The sequence below is a fragment of the Ruegeria sp. AM5 genome, from assembly GCF_056540645.1.
In genome coordinates this window covers 424652-444108 of sequence record NZ_JBQFXC010000002.1, presented here as the reverse complement: position 1 = coordinate 444108, position 19457 = coordinate 424652, and the positions used below count along the sequence as shown (strand labels likewise).

Annotated in this window: 17 protein-coding genes; 11 read left to right on the top strand and 6 right to left on the bottom strand. The window is 55.7% G+C overall.

Features of this window, described 5'->3' with window-relative positions; translation table 11 throughout:
- The first annotated feature begins 124 nt into the window (after window positions 1-124).
- Genes ACR0AH_RS07920 through ACR0AH_RS07895 form a run of 6 tightly spaced genes read left to right on the top strand, consistent with a single transcriptional unit; the run spans window position 125 to window position 6550 of the window.
- Entirely contained in the window at window positions 125-988 is an 864-nt protein-coding gene (locus ACR0AH_RS07920; RefSeq protein ID WP_480591195.1) for a cytochrome ubiquinol oxidase subunit II, read from the top strand.
- A complete protein-coding gene (locus ACR0AH_RS07915; RefSeq protein WP_480591193.1) occupies window positions 985-3075 on the top strand; it encodes a cbb3-type cytochrome c oxidase subunit I in 2091 nt (696 codons plus the stop codon). The genes ACR0AH_RS07920 and ACR0AH_RS07915 overlap by 4 nt, the downstream gene beginning before the upstream one ends.
- Window positions 3072-3704 carry a cytochrome c oxidase subunit 3 gene (locus ACR0AH_RS07910; RefSeq protein ID WP_480591191.1) on the top strand — a complete coding sequence of 211 codons (633 nt, stop codon included), beginning with the start codon at window positions 3072-3074 and terminating at the stop codon, window positions 3702-3704. The genes ACR0AH_RS07915 and ACR0AH_RS07910 overlap by 4 nt, the downstream gene beginning before the upstream one ends.
- Window positions 3697-4023 (top strand): cytochrome o ubiquinol oxidase subunit IV, encoded by a 327-nt coding sequence (locus ACR0AH_RS07905; protein ID WP_255612219.1) that lies wholly within the window; start codon window positions 3697-3699, stop codon window positions 4021-4023. Before ACR0AH_RS07910 ends, ACR0AH_RS07905 begins: the two co-directional genes overlap by 8 nt.
- 35 nt (window positions 4024-4058) lie before the next feature.
- Window positions 4059-5036: an HlyD family secretion protein gene (locus tag ACR0AH_RS07900; RefSeq protein ID WP_170663498.1), complete on the top strand. Its 978-nt coding sequence runs from the start codon at window positions 4059-4061 to the stop codon at window positions 5034-5036.
- Window positions 5033-6550 carry a DHA2 family efflux MFS transporter permease subunit gene (locus tag ACR0AH_RS07895; protein WP_480591189.1) on the top strand — a complete coding sequence of 506 codons (1518 nt, stop codon included), beginning with the start codon at window positions 5033-5035 and terminating at the stop codon, window positions 6548-6550. The genes ACR0AH_RS07900 and ACR0AH_RS07895 overlap by 4 nt, the downstream gene beginning before the upstream one ends.
- Here the strand turns inward: ACR0AH_RS07895 and crcB are convergent.
- Window positions 6547-6909, bottom strand: coding sequence for a fluoride efflux transporter CrcB (crcB, locus tag ACR0AH_RS07890; protein ID WP_170394509.1), 363 nt, complete (start codon window positions 6907-6909; stop codon window positions 6547-6549). The two genes, ACR0AH_RS07895 and crcB, sit on opposite strands and share 4 nt — an antisense overlap.
- Window positions 6906-7313: a fluoride efflux transporter FluC gene (locus ACR0AH_RS07885; protein ID WP_255612218.1), complete on the bottom strand. Its 408-nt coding sequence runs from the start codon at window positions 7311-7313 to the stop codon at window positions 6906-6908. Before ACR0AH_RS07885 ends, crcB begins: the two co-directional genes overlap by 4 nt.
- A gap of 216 nt (window positions 7314-7529) precedes the next feature.
- Between ACR0AH_RS07885 and ACR0AH_RS07880 the strand changes: the two genes are divergently transcribed.
- Window positions 7530-9110: an FMN-binding glutamate synthase family protein gene (locus tag ACR0AH_RS07880; RefSeq protein ID WP_170646932.1), complete on the top strand. Its 1581-nt coding sequence runs from the start codon at window positions 7530-7532 to the stop codon at window positions 9108-9110.
- 6 nt (window positions 9111-9116) lie between these two features.
- Here ACR0AH_RS07880 and ACR0AH_RS07875 read toward each other — a convergent pair whose 3' ends face one another.
- The 4 genes from ACR0AH_RS07875 to ACR0AH_RS07860 are packed head-to-tail and all read right to left on the bottom strand — an operon-like array spanning window position 9117 to window position 13033.
- Window positions 9117-9773, bottom strand: coding sequence for an ABC-type transport auxiliary lipoprotein family protein (locus ACR0AH_RS07875; protein WP_170407827.1), 657 nt, complete (start codon window positions 9771-9773; stop codon window positions 9117-9119).
- Window positions 9770-11086, bottom strand: a complete 1317-nt coding sequence (locus tag ACR0AH_RS07870; RefSeq protein WP_170394518.1) for an MlaD family protein — start codon at window positions 11084-11086, stop codon at window positions 9770-9772. The genes ACR0AH_RS07875 and ACR0AH_RS07870 overlap by 4 nt, the downstream gene beginning before the upstream one ends.
- Window positions 11087-11091: 5 nt before the next feature.
- Window positions 11092-11907, bottom strand: a complete 816-nt coding sequence (locus ACR0AH_RS07865; protein ID WP_170422811.1) for an ABC transporter ATP-binding protein — start codon at window positions 11905-11907, stop codon at window positions 11092-11094.
- Window position 11908: 1 nt separating this feature from the next.
- A complete protein-coding gene (locus ACR0AH_RS07860; protein WP_170394524.1) occupies window positions 11909-13033 on the bottom strand; it encodes an ABC transporter permease in 1125 nt (374 codons plus the stop codon).
- Between the two features lie 396 nt (window positions 13034-13429).
- Here ACR0AH_RS07860 and aspT point away from each other — a divergent pair, with 396 nt between their 5' ends.
- Genes aspT through ACR0AH_RS07840 form a run of 4 tightly spaced genes read left to right on the top strand, consistent with a single transcriptional unit; the run spans window position 13430 to window position 19409 of the window.
- Window positions 13430-15115, top strand: a complete 1686-nt coding sequence (gene aspT, locus ACR0AH_RS07855) for an aspartate-alanine antiporter (RefSeq protein WP_480591186.1) — start codon at window positions 13430-13432, stop codon at window positions 15113-15115.
- Between the two features lie 18 nt (window positions 15116-15133).
- Window positions 15134-16750, top strand: a complete 1617-nt coding sequence (locus tag ACR0AH_RS07850; protein ID WP_170732725.1) for a bifunctional aspartate transaminase/aspartate 4-decarboxylase — start codon at window positions 15134-15136, stop codon at window positions 16748-16750.
- A 55-nt stretch (window positions 16751-16805) separates the two neighbouring features.
- Window positions 16806-18707, top strand: coding sequence for a PAS-domain containing protein (locus ACR0AH_RS07845; protein WP_480591184.1), 1902 nt, complete (start codon window positions 16806-16808; stop codon window positions 18705-18707).
- Entirely contained in the window at window positions 18708-19409 is a 702-nt protein-coding gene (locus ACR0AH_RS07840; protein ID WP_480591182.1) for a response regulator transcription factor, read from the top strand.
- Window positions 19410-19457 lie beyond the last annotated feature (48 nt).

Sequence of the window (19457 nt, the reverse complement as noted above, 5' to 3'; positions counted from 1 at the left end):
CCCCGCCGCAAGAGGATCATCAGGTGTGACCTTGTCTCGGATACATTCAGTCGCTGTGCCAGCCTTGGTGATCTTTGTTGCTCTGTTGTTGACGGCTGAGTCTGCCGGGGCGAGTGATAGCTTCATGGACCCCCAAGGCCCGATTGCAGCGGTGCAAAAGACACACCTTTTGCGCGCGACGGCTCTTATCCTGATCGCTGTGATACCGGTTCTGGCTCTGGTGCCGCTGATTGCCCTGCGTTATCGCCGACGTAAGGGTGGAAATGCTGCATACACGCCGCATTGGGATTTTTCGGCGAAGCTTGAATTTGTGATGTGGGGCGTCCCGGTCGTGATCGTGATGATCCTGTCTTTCTATCTCTGGAAAGCGACACATCGTCTTGACCCTTATTCGGCCCCTTTTGGAGAAGAGCCTGCCCTAAATGTGCAGGTGGTTGGCCTCGATTGGAAATGGCTGTTCATCTATCCAGATCATGGCATCGCAACGGTGGGAGAACTGGGCATACCGATCAAACAGCAAGTTGCGATGACGCTGACCACAGACACGGTGATGCAGTCGTTCATGATCCCGGCGCTGGCGGGGCAAATCTATGCCATGCCGGGGATGACGACTCGGCTACACCTGGTGGCAGACTCGCCTGAAACGATGCAAGGCGAGAACACACAGTATAATGGCCGAGGATTCACAAAGCAGAAATTCCTGGCGCAAGCCATGCAGCCCGAGGATTTTCAGGCATGGGTCGCCAGCGTAAAAGCGCATGGCATACCGTTGACCGAAAGCACTTATCGGACGTTGGCGATGCGTACGGATCGGGATGAGGTGCAGGCGGCATTGGGCACCGAACTCATGCCGCTGAATGCGCTTTATTTCACGCTGGAAGAGGGCGACCTATTCCATTCGATCCTGCGTCGTTATCACAGCGGCGAGCCTCTGCAGTTGGATCAGCAACCCGGAACGGCTGAATACGGGCAGGAGGCAAGCCAATGACAAATGCCGAGACCGGTTTCTTCGGTCGCCTGAGCTGGGATGCCTTTCCCATCGCTGGACTGATCCAGAACCCTGGCGCAAATGAGATCATTGCAAACGCTGCTGCTGCTATTGTGATCGTGGGCGTAGTGGTAGTGATTGGCATCCTGACGTGGTTCCGGTTGTGGGGTCCGCTCTGGCGCGATTGGCTGACCAGCGCTGATCACAAGAAGATCGGCATCATGTACATTGTCTTCGCCATCGTCATGCTGGCGCGGGGCGTCTTGGAAGGCGTGGTGATGCGGGCCCAACAGGCGGCGGGACCGGGGGACGGATTCCTGGAACCCGAGCATTTCGCGGAACTGTTTAGCACTCATGGCACCATAATGGTGTTCTTCGTCGCGGTACCTTTTGTCTTTGGCGTCGCTAATTACATAATTCCGCTCATGATAGGCGCGCGCGACGTGGCCTTTCCGGTGATGAACCAGATCGGGCTTGGTCTGACCGTCTCGGCCGGGCTGATGCTGATGGTCTCGCTGGTGGTGGGCGAATTCTCAACAGGTGGTTGGACCGCCTATCCGCCCTATACCGGGGCCGCGTTCAATCCCGGCGTTGGGCCGGATTACTGGATCTGGGCCATCGTGGTCTCGGGCGTGGGCACAACACTGACTGGCATCAACTTTGCCGTCACGATCTACAAGCTGCGTGCGCCGGGGATGAAGTTCATGCGGTTGCCCATGTATTGCTGGACGATCATTTGCAGCTCGATCCTGATCATCTTTGCTATGCCGCCCCTAGGCGTTGCCGCGTTGCTGCTGGCCGCGGATCGCTATCTGGATTTTCACTTCTTCACCAATGACCTTGGCGGCAACATGATGAACTATGCCAACCTGTTCTGGCTGTTTGGCCACCCCGAGGTCTACCTGTTGGTCCTGCCTGCATATGGAATCTATTCTGAGGTCTTTGCCACCTTTTCGGCCAAGCGTCTCTATGGTTACAACTCACTGGTCATCGCAACAATGTCGATTGCCGTCATGTCCTTCACGGTTTGGTTGCATCATTTCTTCACCATGGGGCAAAGCGCTCTGATCAACGCGGTGTTCGGGATTGCCACGATGCTGATCGCCATTCCGACCGGGGTTAAGGTCTATGACTGGATGGCGACTCTGTACCGTGGGCGCATTCGATTCTCGGTCCCGATGCTTTATGGCCTTGCGTTCTTGATGTTGTTCGTCATCGGCGGCCTCAGCGGAGTGGTTCTTGCCAATCCAACCGTCGACTATCAGGTCCATAATACGCTGTTTCTGGTTGCGCATTTCCACAACGCGTTGCTACCCGGTGTGCTGTTCGGGTTGCTAGCCGGCTATAACTACTGGTTTCCCAAGGCCTTTGGGTTCCGTCTAAACGAGTTCTGGGGCCGCGTTTCGGTTTTCTGCTGGACGGTTGGGTTTCTGCTGACCTTCATGCCGCTCTACTTCGTTGGTCTGATGGGCATGCCCCGCCGGTCGTTCAGTTGGGAGGATCCCAGCTTTCACCCCTACATGATCACCGCCGCCATAGGATCGCTGGTGATTACTTGCGGGTTGCTTTCGATCCTGGTCCAATTGTGGGTCAGTATACGCGACCGAGAACAGACCCGCGCACCGGTCGGTGATCCTTGGGACGGGCGCACGCTGGAATGGTCGATCCCGTCTCCGCCGCCGCCCTACAACTTCGCTATTATTCCGCAGGTTAGTGACCGCGATGACTTTGCTGCAGCTAAGGAGCGCGGACAAGCCTATCCTGCACCCGCGACCTACGAAGATATCGAGATGCCGCGCAACACCGGCATCGGGTTTATCCTCTGCGTGCTCAGTGGCATCTGGATGTTCTCTCTGGTCTGGTGGATCTGGTGGCTGGCAGCACTGATGACCATCGCGATGATCCTCGCCATTATCATCTGGAGTTTCGACACCAGCACCGAGGTCATCATCCCCGCCGAAGAGGTCCGCAAAGAACACGAGGCGTGGTTGGCGCTGGTCCACAGCACCGCCGCTGTGGATCGCGATCATGAAAGTACACCGGAAAATCGCGGCCTCGCCCGCCCGGATATGGAGGCCGTGACATGAGGCGCGCACCCAAGCACAGCTATCCGGGGATAAACCTCGGCGAGGACCACGCCAGCGCCCACAAGGCGACCGAGGTCGTCACTTTCGGCTTCTGGGTCTTCCTGATGAGCGATCTGGTCTATTTCGGCCTGATGTTCGCGATCTATATCACCATGATAGACGCGCAGGCCGGCGGTCTAGGCCCGCATGAGCTGTTCGACCTTAAAAGCATCTTTGCCCAGACTCTCATTCTGCTGACCAGCAGTTTGACCGTCGGGCTGGCGATGTTGGCGCTGAAATACAACCTGCCTCGGGCACGGATCGTGCTGTGGTTCGGAGTGACTCTGTTGCTGGGGCTCAGTTTTCTGGTTTTGGAAATCCGTGATTTCATGAACATGGCAGCCCAAGGCGGTATCCCACAGCGTAGCGGGTTTTTGTCGGCCTTCTATGGTCTCGTACCGCTCCACGGCTTGCATGTTGCAGCCGGGTGTCTGTGGCTAATCGTGCTGGGTATTCAGCTGCGTATGTTCGGGCTGACCGATCTGCTGATGTCGCGTATGGTGCGGTTGGCGCTATTCTGGCATTTCCTCGATCTTATCTGGATCGGCATAATAACCATCGTGTATTTCGGAGGGCTGGCCTATGGATAAACGATCCGAGATGCATCACCGCGAACGGCGGCGTTACGTGATTGGCTATGGTGGGTCACTGCTGCTCACGCTGGTGGTATTTGTGATCGCCTATCATTTCGGTATTGAAACACCAGGCGTCTATATGACCATAGGCCTTCTGGGGTTGGCACAACTGGTTGTTCAACTGATCTATTTTCTACACATCGACCGCCGCCGCAGCAGCCGAGAGGATCTGGACCTGGTTCTGTTCTCGACACTTGTTCTGCTGATTATCATCGGCGGGACAGTTTGGATTCTGGGCAATCTGGCCATGCGCATGCATATGCAGGTGATGTGAGGTCGCTCGCTTAGGCACCAAAAAGGAAGCTGCTTATGAAGTCATTCAAGGCAATTGCCGCCGCAGGGATCCTGGTCACGATTGCTGTTGGATTGTTCCTTTTCTGGCGGCATGAAGAGCGGTATCCGTCAACAAAAGACGCTTATATCGGCGCGAATATCATCTATGTGGCCGCACAGGTGACCGGGCAGGTTTCAGACGTTGCGGTGGTCGAAAACCAGCCGGTCAATGCAGGCGATTTGCTGTTCTCGATTGATCCGACACAGTTCCAAGCCTCGGTCGATCAGGCCAAAGCTAATCTGGACAGTGCCATTCAGCAGGCTGACTCCTTCTCGAACCAGATCACCGCTGCACAGGCCGCTGTCGAAAGCGCCAACTCGTTCTACGAAACGGCTCAGAGCAATCTTGAACGCGCCCGAGCTTTGTTTTCGGACGGGGACCTCGCGCAGGCCTCGCTGGACCAAACTACATCCGAATTCGCACAGGCTTCGGCCCGGTTGACCACCAGCCGGTCCGAGCTTTCCGCATTGCAAAGTGGTCTCGCGGCCCGGCAGGACAATGTGTTGTCCTCACAGGCTGCGTTGGAAATCGCGCAGGCCGATCTTGTCTGGACCAAGGTCTATGCCGCGGCCGATGGCTGGATCGCAAATCTGACACTGCGGCCAGGGTCGTCTGTCTCGGCCAATGCGCCGCAATTTTCCATTGTCGAGTCGTCTGACTGGTGGGTCGATGCAAATTTCAAGGAAACATCACTGCCACGCATCCGACCCGGTCAGCCGGTCACAGTGCAGGTGGATATGCTTCCAGACACGACCCTGACCGGCAAGGTTGCGTCGATCGGTCGAGGCTCGGGCGATACGTTTTCGTTGTTGCCGTCCGAAAACTCCAGCGGCAACTGGGTCAAGGTCACTCGACGGTTTGCGGTGCGGATCGAGCTTGATCCAACCGACGCCCCGCTGCGTGTTGGAGGCAGCAGCAAAGTTACGGTGGATACAACCGGAACCAGCCAATGACTGATGCCGGCCACATCAATCGCGTGATTGTCGTGGCCGTCGTGCTCAGTGCAATTCTCGAAGTTCTGGACAGTACCATCGTCAATGTTGCGTTGCCGCATATTCAGGCGGCTTTTGGGGCCACAACCGATCAGGCGACATGGATCTTAACCAGCTATATCGTCTCAGCCGTTGTGGTCATGCCGCTGACCGGGTTTGTCGCGCGTCGGGTCGGGCGGCGCAGGCTGATCCTGACTGCGGTCACGGGTTTTGCCACAATGTCTGTCATGTGCGGCCTGTCATGGAGTCTTCAGACTATCGTCGCGTTCCGCCTGGCGCAGGGCATGTTCGGCGCGTTCCTGATCCCGTTGTCGCAGTCCATCCTGTTTGACGCCTTTCCACGTGAAAAACGGGGGCAGGCCATGGCGGTCTTTGGCTTGGGCGTGGTGGTCGCACCGGTGTTGGGCCCAACTGTAGGCGCAGTCCTGACGGAGTATTTTTCGTGGCGAATGGTGTTTTTCGTCAATCTTCCGGTCGCTGCCATGGCCCTGCTGCTTTTGGCGGGCGAGTTGCCGGACGACAAAACCGAAGAGGTGCGCATCGACTGGAAAGGCCTGGCGCTGCTGGCAGTTGGCATTGGATGCCTTCAATTCATTCTTGACCAAGGTGAGACCAAGGACTGGCTGTCATCGAGGATGATACAGCTGGCGCTGATCGCTTCGGTTCTTGGGGCGCTGGGGTTCATCGTCCATTCTCTGACATCCCGGCATTCTGTCGTTGATTTGCGCCTTTTTGCGGATCGCAACTTTGCCCTGTGCAACCTAGTGATAGCGGGGTTCGCGATCTCATTGTTTGGCGGGATCGCCATACTGCCAACCTTTGTGCAAAGCCTGCTCGATTACCCCGTGATCGAATCCGGTCATTTGTTCATACCGCGCGGGATCGCCGCAGGTGCATCGATGGTGCTGACCGGGGCCGTACTGGTCACCCGGTTTGATCCACGAGTTTTAGCCGGGTTGGGGATGCTGTTGACAGCACTGGGGAATTTCATGTTGGGCACGCTCAACCTCGACGCCGGTTTCTGGCAACTGGCTTGGCCGGGCTTTGTCAGTGGTCTGGGGATGGGGCTGGTGTTTGTGCCGATGTCTATTCTGGCATTCGAGAGCATCAGTAAATCAAGGCAGGATGAGGCCTCGGGCCTATTCAACGTCACCAGGCAGCTTGGCTCTTCGGTAGGTATTTCATTAGTGGGGACTTGGGTCGTGCGAGGCCTGCAAACCAATACGGCAGTGCTCAGCCAGAATGTGACACCCTACAATCCTGCTGCACAAGCTTATCTTGCGCCGCTGGGGCTGACACCCGATAGCGCCCAGGGTGCCTCCATTCTGGGGCAAGAAATTTCTCGACAGGCCGAGATGATCTCGTACCTTACTGTATTCAACAATCTTGGACTGCTGGCGTTGGCCACGATCCCACTGTTGTTCTTCTGCCGCGCGCCCAGGCCCGATCAAAGGGCTGCAGCACCCGTTCACTAGCGCGTCAGAACAAGGCCCAGCCATAGCGCGAACCAGCACAAGACGAGGCTGAGAACGATGTTACCGGCGGCAAATACGATCGTCCGTTCACGGTGCAATTGGAGCGATTGATAGGCGAAGCTTGAGAATGTGGTAAAGCCGCCGCAAAACCCGAATACAAGACGTTTTTCCTCTTCGCCCATTTCCGCAGAGCCACCCAGATAACCAATCCATAGACCCAGCAGAAGGCTGCCCAGAACATTCACGATCAGGGTCGAGTACGGCAGATCATGCGTCACCCGAAGCGCCAGCCAATGCCGCAGTACAGCCCCCAATCCTCCGCCCAATGCGAACATGGCATGCAGATACAAGGTCGTCATTCCGATGTTTCCCGGGAATGATGCCGCCGACCCAGCGCTTCCCCAAGAACCGCCGCCGTAAGACCAAATGCGATCTCCGCGCTTACGGCGATAACCACAAACCAATTCCCGGTTTCTGCCAGTCTTTCCAGCTCGGCGACGAATGAGGAAAACGTCGATAGCCCACCGCAAAATCCAACGGCCCCTAGATGCAGGACGTGGGCGTGGACACGATTTCGAATGGCATAGAGCCAACCTAGAACGAAACAGGCCGCAACATTGATGCCGAAAGTCGCGGTTAGGAACGGAGCGCCGGGGATCTCCAGCGAAAATAGCTCGCGCAGCAACGACCCTGCAGCACCCCCCACAAAGACGGCTGTATACATCAGGGCGCGATGCCCGAATACAGGCGCTGTTTTCGACACTGCGGTTGATCCTGCTCTGACCAGCGTTTCATTTTGCATACAGACTGCTTTTGCTTGGTTCAACCGGCCTCGCTAACCCAACCGTTATCTTTGTTTGATTGGCAAGGGCTTGCGCAAACAGGTCAATTTGTTCCACGTTCTGGATGAAGAGCAGGGTCATGGACCCAATGCCCATTCAAGGTCACGCTGTAACAGCGCTACTCAGGGAGATAGAAAATGATTGTTCGCAGGCTCTACTATTTCCTCAGCTATGTCTGCTTGCCTTTGACTTTGCTTTGGGGTTTTTTCTGGCCACCCGCCCACTGGTTGCTGATCATACTGATCCCCTATGCGGTTGTCGGTCTCTACGATATGCTGACAACCAAGCATAATGTGCTGAACAACTACCCGGTACTGGGTCACTTCCGATATATGTTGGAGTTTGTCAGCCCTGAAATCCGGCAGTATTTCGTTGAAACCAATGAGAGCGGGCGGCCCTATAATCGGATTATCCGCAGTCTGGTCTATTCCCGCGCCAAGGGGCAGGTGGATACTCAGGCGTTTGGCACTCAGTACGATATCATGACGGTAGGTTATCACCGCGCTGATCACTCGCTATCCCCCAGGCACGTTGAAGAGAGCGAAGAACGGGTGATACTGGGCGGCCCTCAGTGCGACAAACCCTACAATGCGTCGCGTCTGAACGTATCAGCAATGAGTTTCGGTGCACTCAGCGCCAACGCAATCCGTGCTTTGAATGGCGGTGCAAAAGATGGGGGTTTTGCGCATAACACGGGCGAAGGCGGACTGTCCCCCCACCATCTGGCAGAAGGTGGAGACATCATCTGGCAAATCGGAACAGGATATTTTGGATGCCGCACGCCTGAAGGTGGGTTCGATAAGGACCTGTTTGCCGAAAAGGCCAAGAAAGATGTCGTCAAGGCGATCGAGATCAAACTATCGCAAGGGGCGAAGCCGTCTCATGGCGGGGTCCTACCGGCAGCAAAGGTGGATGAAGAAATCGCCGAGATTCGTGGGGTTCCAGTACATCAGGATGTGATTTCCCCACCTATTCATTCGGCCTTTGATGGACCGACTGGATTGATGCATTTCGTTCAGCATCTGCGAGAGATGTCAGGTGGCAAGCCCGTGGGCTTCAAACTGTGCATCGGTCGTCGATCCGAGTTTATGGCGATTTGCAAAGCGATGTTGGAAACTGAGATTCTGCCTGACTTCATCACGGTGGACGGCGCGGAAGGGGGCACTGGCGCTGCCCCGGTCGAGTTCACCAACCGATTGGGGATGCCGCTTAACGAGGCACTGATATTTGTAAACAACTGTCTGCGCGGTATCGGGGTCCGCGACAAGGTGCGGGTGATCTGTTCGGGCAAAGTGGCCACTGGGTTCGATATGGTCGAGAAATTCGCTTTGGGTGCGGATATGTGTAATGCGGCGCGGGCGATGATGTTTGCGGTGGGGTGCATTCAGGCGCTGCATTGCAACACCAACAGGTGCCCATCGGGGGTGGCAACGCAAGATCCGATCCGTGGGCGGGCGGTGAATGTGCCACAGAAACGACAGCGCGTGCATCGGTTTCATGACGCGACGCTTGAAAGTTTCCGCGAGATATTAGGGGCTATGGGCAAAGCAAAAGTTTCCGACCTGCGCCCTGCTGACATCCGGCGCCGAAATGCGGATGAACGAGAGCGGTCTTATGCCGAGCTATATAGCTTTCTGGATGACGGCTCTCTGTTGGGCAAGACCATCCCCGAAGAGTTCGCCGCTGACTGGCAAGTCGCCTCAGCGAGCCAGTTCTAGCGACCACTAGCTAGGTCTTGATCGCGGGTTATTGAGCGTATGCGTATGGATTTTGCGGATACTCCATTCCACGGCATCCCGCATTGTCTTGCCCAAGGCGATATCAAAGGCCTCAACCAGTTCGGGTGTTTTATCGCTGGTCGCCAGCACTGCTTCCTGGAATGAGCTTGAAGCGATGATCTTGTCCTCGTACTCATCGATAATCTTGATATTGATGCGCACTTCTACGCGGACCGTCTTCGTGTCTTCGGTTTCGCTGATGACGATGCCCTGAAATTCGCGCAGATCAGGCGCGATCACATAGTCCGCTCTCAGGCCTACGGTCGAACGTCCTACGGCCGCGACCTTGCCGGAATTTTCATAGCTTTCGACCATCAGCGCCTGCACAATTAACGGCGCGCGATCCACCCATCGAGCCCGCGGCAGATACTGAACCTGAAGCAAGGTGGGCTGCACGGCGATCTGATCGGTGTTCACGGCCGCCGTCGCTGTGGGCTCTTCGACAACGATCTGTTTTTGGATACGCGGCAGCGATGACGAGAACGTGCTTTTGGGTGTCAGCAAATACAAATCATTGGGCTTAGAAGCCTGCCGCAGCGTGCCCAAGCCCGTGCAGCCTGTTAATGCGGCCAAAACCAGAGTCAATATTAAGGGCCGTATCATTGACGAAACTCCGATGCTTGGGTGCCTAACAAAAAGCGGGCCGGGTCGCGTTCGACCTTGTCGACCAATCTATCCAGACTGATGACCAGACGTTGTGATTCCTCGATGAACCGGATGAACTGAGGCAACCCAACGCGCAAGAAGTCCGAAACCTGACGGCGGTTGTCCTGAACGATCCCGTCGATGGTTCCCAGCAGATCCGACGCCGATTGGGAGGCGCTGAGAACATCGTCGGAAATCTTGTCAATCTTTTCGGTGATATTCGAGACGGTTTCCGCAACCTGATTAGCCGCCTTACTCACATCTTCAGCGACAGGTGAAATATCCTCGTCCATCACGCGGTTTGCCGAGTCAAACGCCCTCTCTGCTGAATCGAGCGCCCCTTTGGCTGAATCCATAGTCGATGTAACCGATTCAAGGGTGGTGTTTGCATTCAGAACAGTCTCGCTGATTACCTCAAGCGTAACGCTGCCTTCATCTGACAGCCGAGTCAGCCTTTCGGCCAGGATTGACCCGCGTTCGATAAAGGGCCGGATATCTTCCTGAATCACGCTTTCAGCACTGGCAATGGCGTTATTTGCAGTCTCTAGCGTTGTTTTGGCGGATTCTGAGGTCTCTTTGATGCTCTTCAGCGTGTCCGTTCCTGTGCTCAACGTCGTCTCGGCCGTGTTCGCCAACGTATCCAGTCTCTTGGTAAATTCTCCAACGTCTTTGGCCGCACCGCCCAAATCGGACGAGAGCGACTGGAAATCCGTCAGAGTTTTATCCAGCTTGCCCGACGCTTCTGCCAGATTGTTCAGGATATCCGACACCGCCTTTCGGTTTTTGTCATCAACAACCGAATTGAGGTTCTCCAACAGGGTGACCGCCTTTTCCAGAACCTCTGGCGCACCCTCAAGCAAGGATTGAATCGAACTGCGCTTGCTTGGGATGACACTGTTCTGGGCCAGCCTTTCTGCGGTTGGGGACCCGCCGGAAAGCTCAACATAAGCAACCCCTGTCACACCCAGAGATTGCAACTGTGCGATGGTTTCTTTGGTAACAGGGATGTCGGCATCAACCTCAAGCCGCACTCGCACCTTTGACGGGTCATCTTTGTCCAAGTCCAGGGAAACCACCTGACCCACGGGCAAGCCGTTGTAATTTACGCCACCTGCAGCCGACAGGCCCGAGACATTGTCGAACAACACATCATAATAGGCGTATTGCCGAGTCACTTCGAATTTGGCGAGCCACAGAAAGAACCCGAAGGCACCAAGGATGCCCGCCAGGGTGAACGCACCGATCAGGATGTAATTCGCTCGGGTCTCCATCGCCTCTACCTGTCCTGCCCCTTCTGTTGTGCCGCACGGGCGCGGGGGCCTGTGAAATATTCCTGAACCCAAGGATGGTCGACCTTGGTCATCTCTTCTATCGGACCTTCAACCAGCACGCGTTTTTCCGCAAGTACCGCGACGCGATCACATATGGCATAAAGGCTGTCCAGATCATGCGTTACCATGAACACGGTCAGCCCCAACGTGTGCTGAAGTTCCCCGATCAGGTCATCATATGCGGCGGCCCCGATCGGGTCCAACCCGGCAGTTGGTTCGTCCAGAAAAACGATTTCCGGGTCCAGCGACAGGGCGCGGGCCAACGCAGCGCGTTTGCGCATTCCACCGGACAGTTCCGAGGGGAACTTGCTGCAACTTAGTTGAGGCAAGCCAACGAGACTGATCTTCAGCCCACCTAGTGCGGCCATCAATTTTTCACTGATACCCGTGTGCTCGCGCAGAGGCGCCATCACGTTCTGCAATACAGTCAGTGAGGAAAACAGCGCACCGTCCTGAAATGCCACGCCCCAGCTTCTTTCGATCCGCTGACGTTCTTCTTCGGGGCCATTAAGAACATCGACGCCAAGAACCTCAATACTTCCCGACTTGGGCTTGTTCAGCCCGACGATCGTACGCAAAAGCACGGACTTCCCAGTGCCCGATCCACCGACAACACCCAGCACTTCACCGCGCCAGACATCGAGGTTGAGGTTGTCGTGGACCACTTGCTCGCCGAACTGGTTGGTTAAATTGCGCACACGAATAACGGCCTCGCGTTTCGCGTCGGATTGGGGCTTGTCCTGAAGCGCGGCTCCATCCATGTCAGATCCCCAACTCTGAGAAGAAGATCGAAAACAGGGCGTCGATGGCGATGACCATAAAGATCGATTGCACGACCGAGGCTGTCGTCCGCTGACCAACGCTTTCGGATGAACCTTTGACCTGCATAGCCTGCCAGCAGGCAATGACACCGATCACCAGTGCAAAGAACGGTGCCTTGATCATCCCGACGGCAAGCTGTGCGACGCCGGTATTTTCCTTCAACCGGGTCAGGAACATGCCGGGGCTGACACCGAGGTCAATCCAACTCATCAACGCTCCGCCGATCAGGCCAGCCATATCAGCAACAAAGCCAAGAATGGGCAACATGATCAACAGCGCCAGAACACGGGGAATGACCAGAACTTCAATCGGATCCAACCCCAGGGTGCGCATCGCATCAATCTCTTCCTGCACCTTCATCGAGCCAATCGAAGCCGTAAAAGCCGAACCGGAGCGACCAGCGACGATGATCGCTGTCAGCAGGATACCAAGCTCACGCAGGATCGAGATGGAGATCAATTCGACAACAAAGATCTCAGCCCCGAACTGTTTCAACTGCGTCGCGCCCTGAAAGGCCAGAACGACGCCGATCAGGAAACCCATCAAGGACACAATCGGCAGCGCCTTGAAGCCGACTTGTTCCATCTGTGACACCAACGCAGCACGACGCAGTCGCCATGGCATGATCAGAGTCCGGACCAATCGATGCAGAGTAAGGCCAAGAAAGCCGATGATTGATAATGTGTCCTGCCAGGCGCCAAAAGTTTTTTGCCCAATCCGGGCAACCCAATTCACAAAGCCATGCGGCGGCAGTTCTTCTCCTGTAACCTCGGGTATGTTGTGCGATACTGTTTCGATCAATGACGAATGCGCAGGGGCCAACCCTTCGAGCTGGACCTGAGCGCCTTCGCTTCCCATCCGCTGCACCAAATTGGCGACTAGCCAGGCCCCTCCGGTATCCAGTGATTCAACTTGCGACATGTCCACAATGACATCTTGGCCGTTGGGCTTTTGTGCAGCAAAACCCGCTTCGACACGATCCAACGATTGAGTGCGCAGATCTCCGGCAAGGCGGATACAAACGCCGGTTGCGCTGGTCTCGGAAATAATCGTCGGCCGTGTCATAGCGGTATGTGATGGCAAACACCGGGTCGCTGCAATGGATTTGTTCGAACCCCTCAGGATTTTGCGCCCGCGCATTGCGGTAGAGCGACAGTGAAGCCCATGGTTCCGGTTCTGGAGCAAGCAGAGCGAGTGAGCCATGCGTTTCGCGTGTTTGCATTGTGGGGCAGGCTCAGTCGGGGTGTTCTGAATGAGGGCGGACAAGCAGAACGATTAATATTCAGATAATTATAGACAAATGTCCTTTGTAAGGTATCGTGAGGCCGAAGTTTTCCTGTTGCGGTTGTGTGTTCGAACAGGCGGCTTGGTCGGGCAGCAAGTGGGCCAATTGGGCGCTTCTTCACCTTGTCTCCGGCTTTTGCCTCAAATGCCTGTCAGGCGCGGATTGAGAGGTGATTGATGGTCGATTGGCTGGTGCATATTCTTCAAAACTACCCTGAATTGGCGGTGTTCCTGTCCATCGGTATCGGCTTTCTCGTTGGTCCCTGGAAACTGATCGGGTTCAGTCTGGGCACGGTCACGGCAACGTTGTTGGCGGCGGTGGTGATCGGACAGGCCCAGATTGAAATCGACTCGGCGGTCAAATCGACTTTCTTCATCTTGTTCATCTTTGCTGTGGGCTACGGTGTCGGACCTCAGTTCATCCGCGGCCTGAAAGCAGACGGCGCGCGCGAGGTGTTCTTTGCGCTCAGCGTGCTCGCACTTTGCCTTGTAATCCCGATCATCGCAGCCAAGGTCGCGGGTCTGGAACTTGGCTATGCCGCGGGGCTTTATGCCGGATCACAGACGATTTCAGCGGCGATCGGTGTTGCCACCGACCAAATCGGCCAGCTGGGCCTGTCGGCGGAACAGGCCAAAACCTATGCGAACCAGATTCCGATTGCCTATGCGGTGACCTATATTTACGGCACAATCGGGTCGGCGATCATTCTGGCCAAGATCGGCCCGCGCCTGATTGGCGTCGATCTGGTCGCGGCCTGCAAGGAATATGAGGCTAAGCTGGGAGGCACGACGTCGGTCGAAACCGGTGATGGCATCGTCTCGGCATATCGCGCGATCGAGGCGCGGGCCTTTGAGATCCCAGAAGGTAGCGATCTGCTGGGGCAACCGGTCAAAGATCTGATGCCGGGTATCCGCATCTATGCCGAACGCCTGAGACGTGACGGGAAGATCATAGAGGTAGATGATAACACCGTATTGCAGGCCGGAGATGTTGTGATGTTCTCAGGCCGCCGCGCTGATCTGGTGGGTTTGCTTGAGACCAATCTTACAGAAGCTGACGCGCCTGATCTGCTGAGCATACCGTCGGAAAAACTGGATGTGCTGATCACCAGCAAAGAGGTTCATAACAAGACGCTTGAAGAGCTAAGCAAACTGTCGATCGCGCGGGGCATTTATGTCTCGAAACTGATGCGAAACATGCAGGATTTGCCGCTGCTACCCGGGACAGTCGTGCATCGTGGTGACATCGTCACAATTCAGGGCAGCAAGCGTCATGTCGAGGCCGCAGTTGCCCAGATTGGCTATGCCGACCGCCCGGTAGACACCACAGATCTGGCCTTTGTAGGCTGGGGGATTTTCATCGGTGGCATCATTGGAACACTGTCAGTCATGATGGGTGGTTTCCCGATCAGCCTTTCCACCACCGGAGGCGCGCTGCTGGCTGGGCTGGTGCTGGGTTGGCTGCGTACGGTGCACCCGACCTTTGGGCGCATCCCGGGTCCGGCACTGTGGTTGATGAACACGCTGGGCCTGAACGTCTTTATCGCGGTGATCGGGATCACCGCAGGGCCGGGATTTGTCGCGGGACTGCAACAGGCCGGTATTGCGCTGCTGCTATGGGGAATCGTCGCGACTTCGCTACCAATGATCTTTGCAGTTTACGTCGGGCATTACGTGTTCAAATTCCACCCGGCCATTCTGTTTGGTGCCTGCGCAGGTGCGCGCACCACGACAGCGGCGTTGGGAATGATCCAGGAAGCCGCGCAAAGTCGCATCCCGGCGCTTGGCTACGGAATGCCGTATGCGATTGGAAATACATTATTGACCATCTTTGGGATGGTCGTTGTTTTGATCCTAAGCTGATTTGGAGAGGTTCACGTTATGGATAGAGTAACGCTGCACGATTACGAAGCACTCAGCCCGTTTCAGATCAAGGATGAGCTGATTAAACTGGCCTCGGCCGAGGCGCGTAAGGCCAATAGTGCTTTCCTGAACGCGGGGCGCGGCAATCCTAACTGGGTTGCCACCCGTCCGCGTGAGGCGTTCTTTGCCCTTGGTCAATTTGCCATAACTGAATCCAAACGTGTGATGGATCACCCCGCTGGTTTAGGCGGAATGCCGGCGCAAAAAGGTTGCCATGGACGGCTGCAAAGCTGGGCGTCTGATAATTCCAAAACGCCGGGCGTCGATACGCTGCTTGAGCTCGTGGCGCATGCCATATCCGCATTTGATTTCGATGCGGACGAGTTTGTGCATGAACTGACGGATTCGATCATCGGTGATAACTATCCAGTGCCTGACCGCATCCTGAAACACAATGCCACCATTGCCCATGAATACCTGATGTGGTCCATGTGTCGAGGCCACCGGCCTGACGCTCAGTTCGATCTGTTCGCAGTCGAAGGCGGCACGGCGGCGATGTGCTACATCTTCAAGACGCTCAAAGCCAACCGATTGCTGAACCCGGGTGACACGATAGCTCTGTGCACTCCGATCTTCACGCCTTACTTGGAAATGCCTGAGTTGGAGGATTACAGCCTTGAATCCGTGCATGTGGAAACCGATGAAGAGGATGGTTTTCAACTGACCGACCAAGCAGTGGAAAAGTTGAAAGATCCCAAGGTAAAGGCGTTCTTCCTAGTCAATCCCGGCAATCCGTCTTCGGTCGCGCTCAGTACCGCGTCACTTCGCAAACTAGCGGATCTGGTTGAAAATCACCGGCCTGATCTGATCGTGCTAACGGATGATGTCTACGGCACCTTTGTGCACGATTTTACCTCGGTCATGGGCCATCTGCCGCGCAACACAATCGGTGTGTATTCCTACTCGAAGTATTTTGGCTGCACCGGCTGGCGTCTCGGCGTGATTGCCGTGGCGCAAGATAACATCTTCGATCTCAAGCTGGCGGATCATCCGGATGAGATCAAACAGTCCCTGGACAAGCGCTACGGCACGCTCAGCCTGACACCGCGTGACATTCGCTTTATCGACCGGCTTGTGGCCGATAGCCGCGATGTGGCCCTGAACCACACGGCAGGCCTGTCGCTGCCGCAGCAGGTGATGATGACGCTCTTTTCACTCAGTGAATTGGTCGACAGCAAGAAAATCTATCAGACCGCTTGCATGGAGCTGGTTCATCGCCGTTTCAAACTGCTGACCGAAGCGATGGGCGTCGAGGTGCAGGCAGGTGAGCAATACGACGCCTATTACGGCATCATCGATTTCGAATACTGGTTGCGAAAATATGTCGGTGAAGATGTCGTGGCGTGGATCAAGCAGAATGTTCACCCATTGGATATTGCGTTCAAATTGGCCGAAGACTATGGGATCGTTCTACTGAACGGCAGCGGATTTGATGCTCCGGGCTGGTCGGCTCGCGTGTCCTTTGCGAACCTGCCGGACGAGGCGTATTCGCAGATCGGAACAGCCGTTCGATCAGTGGCACGCGGCTATGTTCAAGCCTACCGTGCCGCGAACAATTTGCCGCTGCACGGATAGGTAAATCTCCCTACACCTGCGCCTGATCTGGTGATACCCATGGGCGCAGGGGAGGATGAATTTGGACATTTCCGAACAGCGCATCAAGGCGATGACCACGGCTGGCCTGAACCTGATCGGTCAGGCGCTGTCAATTTATGACAGCCAATTGCGTCTCGTTGTCAGCAACCTGCGGTTTCAGGAAATGTTCGACCTGCCAAACGAACTTGTCGAGCCGGGGGCTCTGTTTCGCGACACAATTTATTTTCTCGCTAGCCGCGGGGAATACGGTTCGGTCGGCGATGTTGACGAGATGGTCGAGCTACGCGTTTCACAGGCCCTCGCGTTCGAGCCGCATTATATGGAGCGCACACGGCCCAATGGTCAGGTGATCTCGGTTGAAGGTGCACCTTTGCCCAATGGGGGTTGGGTGGCCGTCTATACCGACATAACTCGCACGAAGCGGGTAGAAGATTTGCTGCGTGCCCGTTCAGAAGAACTGTCTGACCAACTTCTGAGCCATGCCGAAGAGCTTTCTGCAACCAACCGCAAACTGGCCGCAACCATCACCGCGCTGGAAGAAGCCAAGCGTCAACTGACCGAGATCGAGGCCCGCACGCGGATGACGACCGAGATGATGCCGGCTCATATCGCGCATCTGGATGCCGATGGACGATACGATTACTCAAACCGCCGCCTCAGTTCGGTCATGCCCGGCCGTCCGTCTGACATTCTGGGCCTTCATATTTCAAAGGCTTTGGGGTCATCTGCCTATGACCGGGTAAAGCCACATCTGGAACAGGCCTATGGAGGCCAACCTTCGGTTTTCGAGTTTACCGAAGATCAGGATTCACGCCGCATTCGGGTATCATTCACCCCGGATAAAGCGGGTGGTGTTTATGTCATGTCGGTGGATATCACCGAAGAAACTCAAGCCCGTGTCGCCCTTCAGCAAACGCGGCGCAGAGCCATGGCGGCGCAGATGACAAGCGGGCTTGCCCATGACTTTTCTAATTTGCTGACCATCATTCTGGGCATGCAGGCGCGATTAGAGAGGATGAATCTGCCCGAGGAAGCCGATCAGCTAGTCACGGCTACGCAACAAACTGCCCGACGCGGGGGGCAATTGCTGAATCGCATCGCAGACATGACCGGCAATCGCACGCCTCAACCTCAGGCGACGGATATGCGCGGTTTACTTGAGGATTTGCGAATCCTTGCCACCCCGTCCTTGCCGCGGGGCATGGGGTTGTCGGTGGTCAATACTCTACCCGACAAGGCGCTGATGCTAGATCCCGGCATGGTTCAGGATGCACTGCTGAACCTGGTTCTGAATGCGCGGGATGCTTGCGGCACATCGGGCCAGATCACGATCACTGCGCATGCAATCGGGACAATATGGGTTGAGATCACGGTGTCGGACACTGGCCCGGGGTTTACCGGGGAAGCATTAAAGAAGGCGTTAAACCCATTCTTTTCCACCAAAGGCAGCGATGGCTCGGGGTTGGGACTTCCAATGGTCTACGACACGGTAAAGCTGGCGGGCGGTGACCTTAATTTGCGCAACACGCCTTCTGGTGCTTCGGTCGTGATACGTTTGCCCTACCGTCCTGCCCCGTCCGCGCAAGCGGGTCTCGTATTGTTGGTTGAAGACAGCGATGACCTGCGCAGTCAGTTCCGGGATATGCTGGTCGATTTGGGGTGTTCGGTGATCGAGGCAAGCTCGGTCGATGAAGCTTTGACCTTGACGTCGGAAATCGGTGATATCGCGCTGGTTCTATCAGATATTAAGCTGGAGGGCGAAGGCACTGGGATCGACATTGTCGACCGCCTGAATGGTGCGTTGCCCTGTATACTGATGACGTCGCTGCCACTAAATGACCCGCTACATCATCAGGCATTGACCCGTGCACCTGTCCTAAGCAAACCATTCACATCGTCGCAATTGTCGGCGTTGATCCGAACCGAGGCCGCCTGAATGACACAACCTTTGGTGACCATTCTCGATGACGAACCTGAAATCCGCCGTATCCTAACGGAAGCGCTGGAAGATGCCGGGTTTCAAACTCAAAGCTTTTCACGTGCCCGTGAATTTGAAGCTTCGCTGAAAAGGGTCACTCCAGATCTGTGTTTGGTGGATTTATCATTGCCGGATACTGATGGACTTGCACTTGTGCACAAACTTGCGCTTGAGCAAGGTGCTGCCGTCATCATCATATCAGGCCGCGCTCAGGTGCAGGACCGGGTAACGGGATTGGAGCTTGGCGCAGATGATTACATCACCAAACCATTTGATCCAGCCGAAGTAATTGCTCGGGTCCGCGCTCGGCTACGCTCTACTGGACCAGCAACGCCGAATTCAGACATAGCCGAATTCAATGGTTGGACCGCACAGTTTGATCGATATGTCTTGATCAATGCCGATGGCGCCGAGACACCTTTCAGTCATGCCGAAGGTGAGGTTCTGCGATTGTTTCTTGAAAGTCCCAAACGCCTGATCAGTCGCGCGCGCATGCAGGACATGTTGGGTGGCGGGGCAGGTGACAGCTTTGACCGCGCTATGGATGTTCGGATTTCCCGCTTGCGAACGAAGCTGGGCGAAGATCCCAAAAACCCGCGCCTTATTAAAACGATATATGGTGCGGGATATATCTTTCTTGGTGACGTGACCTGGTCTTAGTCGTCGGTCCCCCCCCGACGCCTAAGATGTCTATCGGCTGGCGCTTTG

Bases quoted from the DNA above. Each gene is read 5' to 3' on its own strand.
- ACR0AH_RS07920 (WP_480591195.1), top strand. From the start codon at position 125: ATGGACCCCCAAGGCCCGATTGCAGCGGTGCAAAAGACACACCTTTTG.
- ACR0AH_RS07915 (WP_480591193.1), top strand. From the start codon at position 985: ATGACAAATGCCGAGACCGGTTTCTTCGGTCGCCTGAGCTGGGATGCC.
- ACR0AH_RS07910 (WP_480591191.1), top strand. From the start codon at position 3,072: ATGAGGCGCGCACCCAAGCACAGCTATCCGGGGATAAACCTCGGCGAG.
- ACR0AH_RS07905 (WP_255612219.1), top strand. From the start codon at position 3,697: ATGGATAAACGATCCGAGATGCATCACCGCGAACGGCGGCGTTACGTG.
- ACR0AH_RS07900 (WP_170663498.1), top strand. From the start codon at position 4,059: ATGAAGTCATTCAAGGCAATTGCCGCCGCAGGGATCCTGGTCACGATT.
- ACR0AH_RS07895 (WP_480591189.1), top strand. From the start codon at position 5,033: ATGACTGATGCCGGCCACATCAATCGCGTGATTGTCGTGGCCGTCGTG.
- crcB (WP_170394509.1), bottom strand. From the start codon at position 6,909: ATGACGACCTTGTATCTGCATGCCATGTTCGCATTGGGCGGAGGATTG.
- ACR0AH_RS07880 (WP_170646932.1), top strand. From the start codon at position 7,530: ATGATTGTTCGCAGGCTCTACTATTTCCTCAGCTATGTCTGCTTGCCT.
- ACR0AH_RS07875 (WP_170407827.1), bottom strand. From the start codon at position 9,773: ATGATACGGCCCTTAATATTGACTCTGGTTTTGGCCGCATTAACAGGC.
- ACR0AH_RS07870 (WP_170394518.1), bottom strand. From the start codon at position 11,086: ATGGAGACCCGAGCGAATTACATCCTGATCGGTGCGTTCACCCTGGCG.
- ACR0AH_RS07865 (WP_170422811.1), bottom strand. From the start codon at position 11,907: ATGGATGGAGCCGCGCTTCAGGACAAGCCCCAATCCGACGCGAAACGC.
- ACR0AH_RS07860 (WP_170394524.1), bottom strand. From the start codon at position 13,033: ATGACACGGCCGACGATTATTTCCGAGACCAGCGCAACCGGCGTTTGT.
- aspT (WP_480591186.1), top strand. From the start codon at position 13,430: ATGGTCGATTGGCTGGTGCATATTCTTCAAAACTACCCTGAATTGGCG.
- ACR0AH_RS07850 (WP_170732725.1), top strand. From the start codon at position 15,134: ATGGATAGAGTAACGCTGCACGATTACGAAGCACTCAGCCCGTTTCAG.
- ACR0AH_RS07845 (WP_480591184.1), top strand. From the start codon at position 16,806: ATGAATTTGGACATTTCCGAACAGCGCATCAAGGCGATGACCACGGCT.
- ACR0AH_RS07840 (WP_480591182.1), top strand. From the start codon at position 18,708: ATGACACAACCTTTGGTGACCATTCTCGATGACGAACCTGAAATCCGC.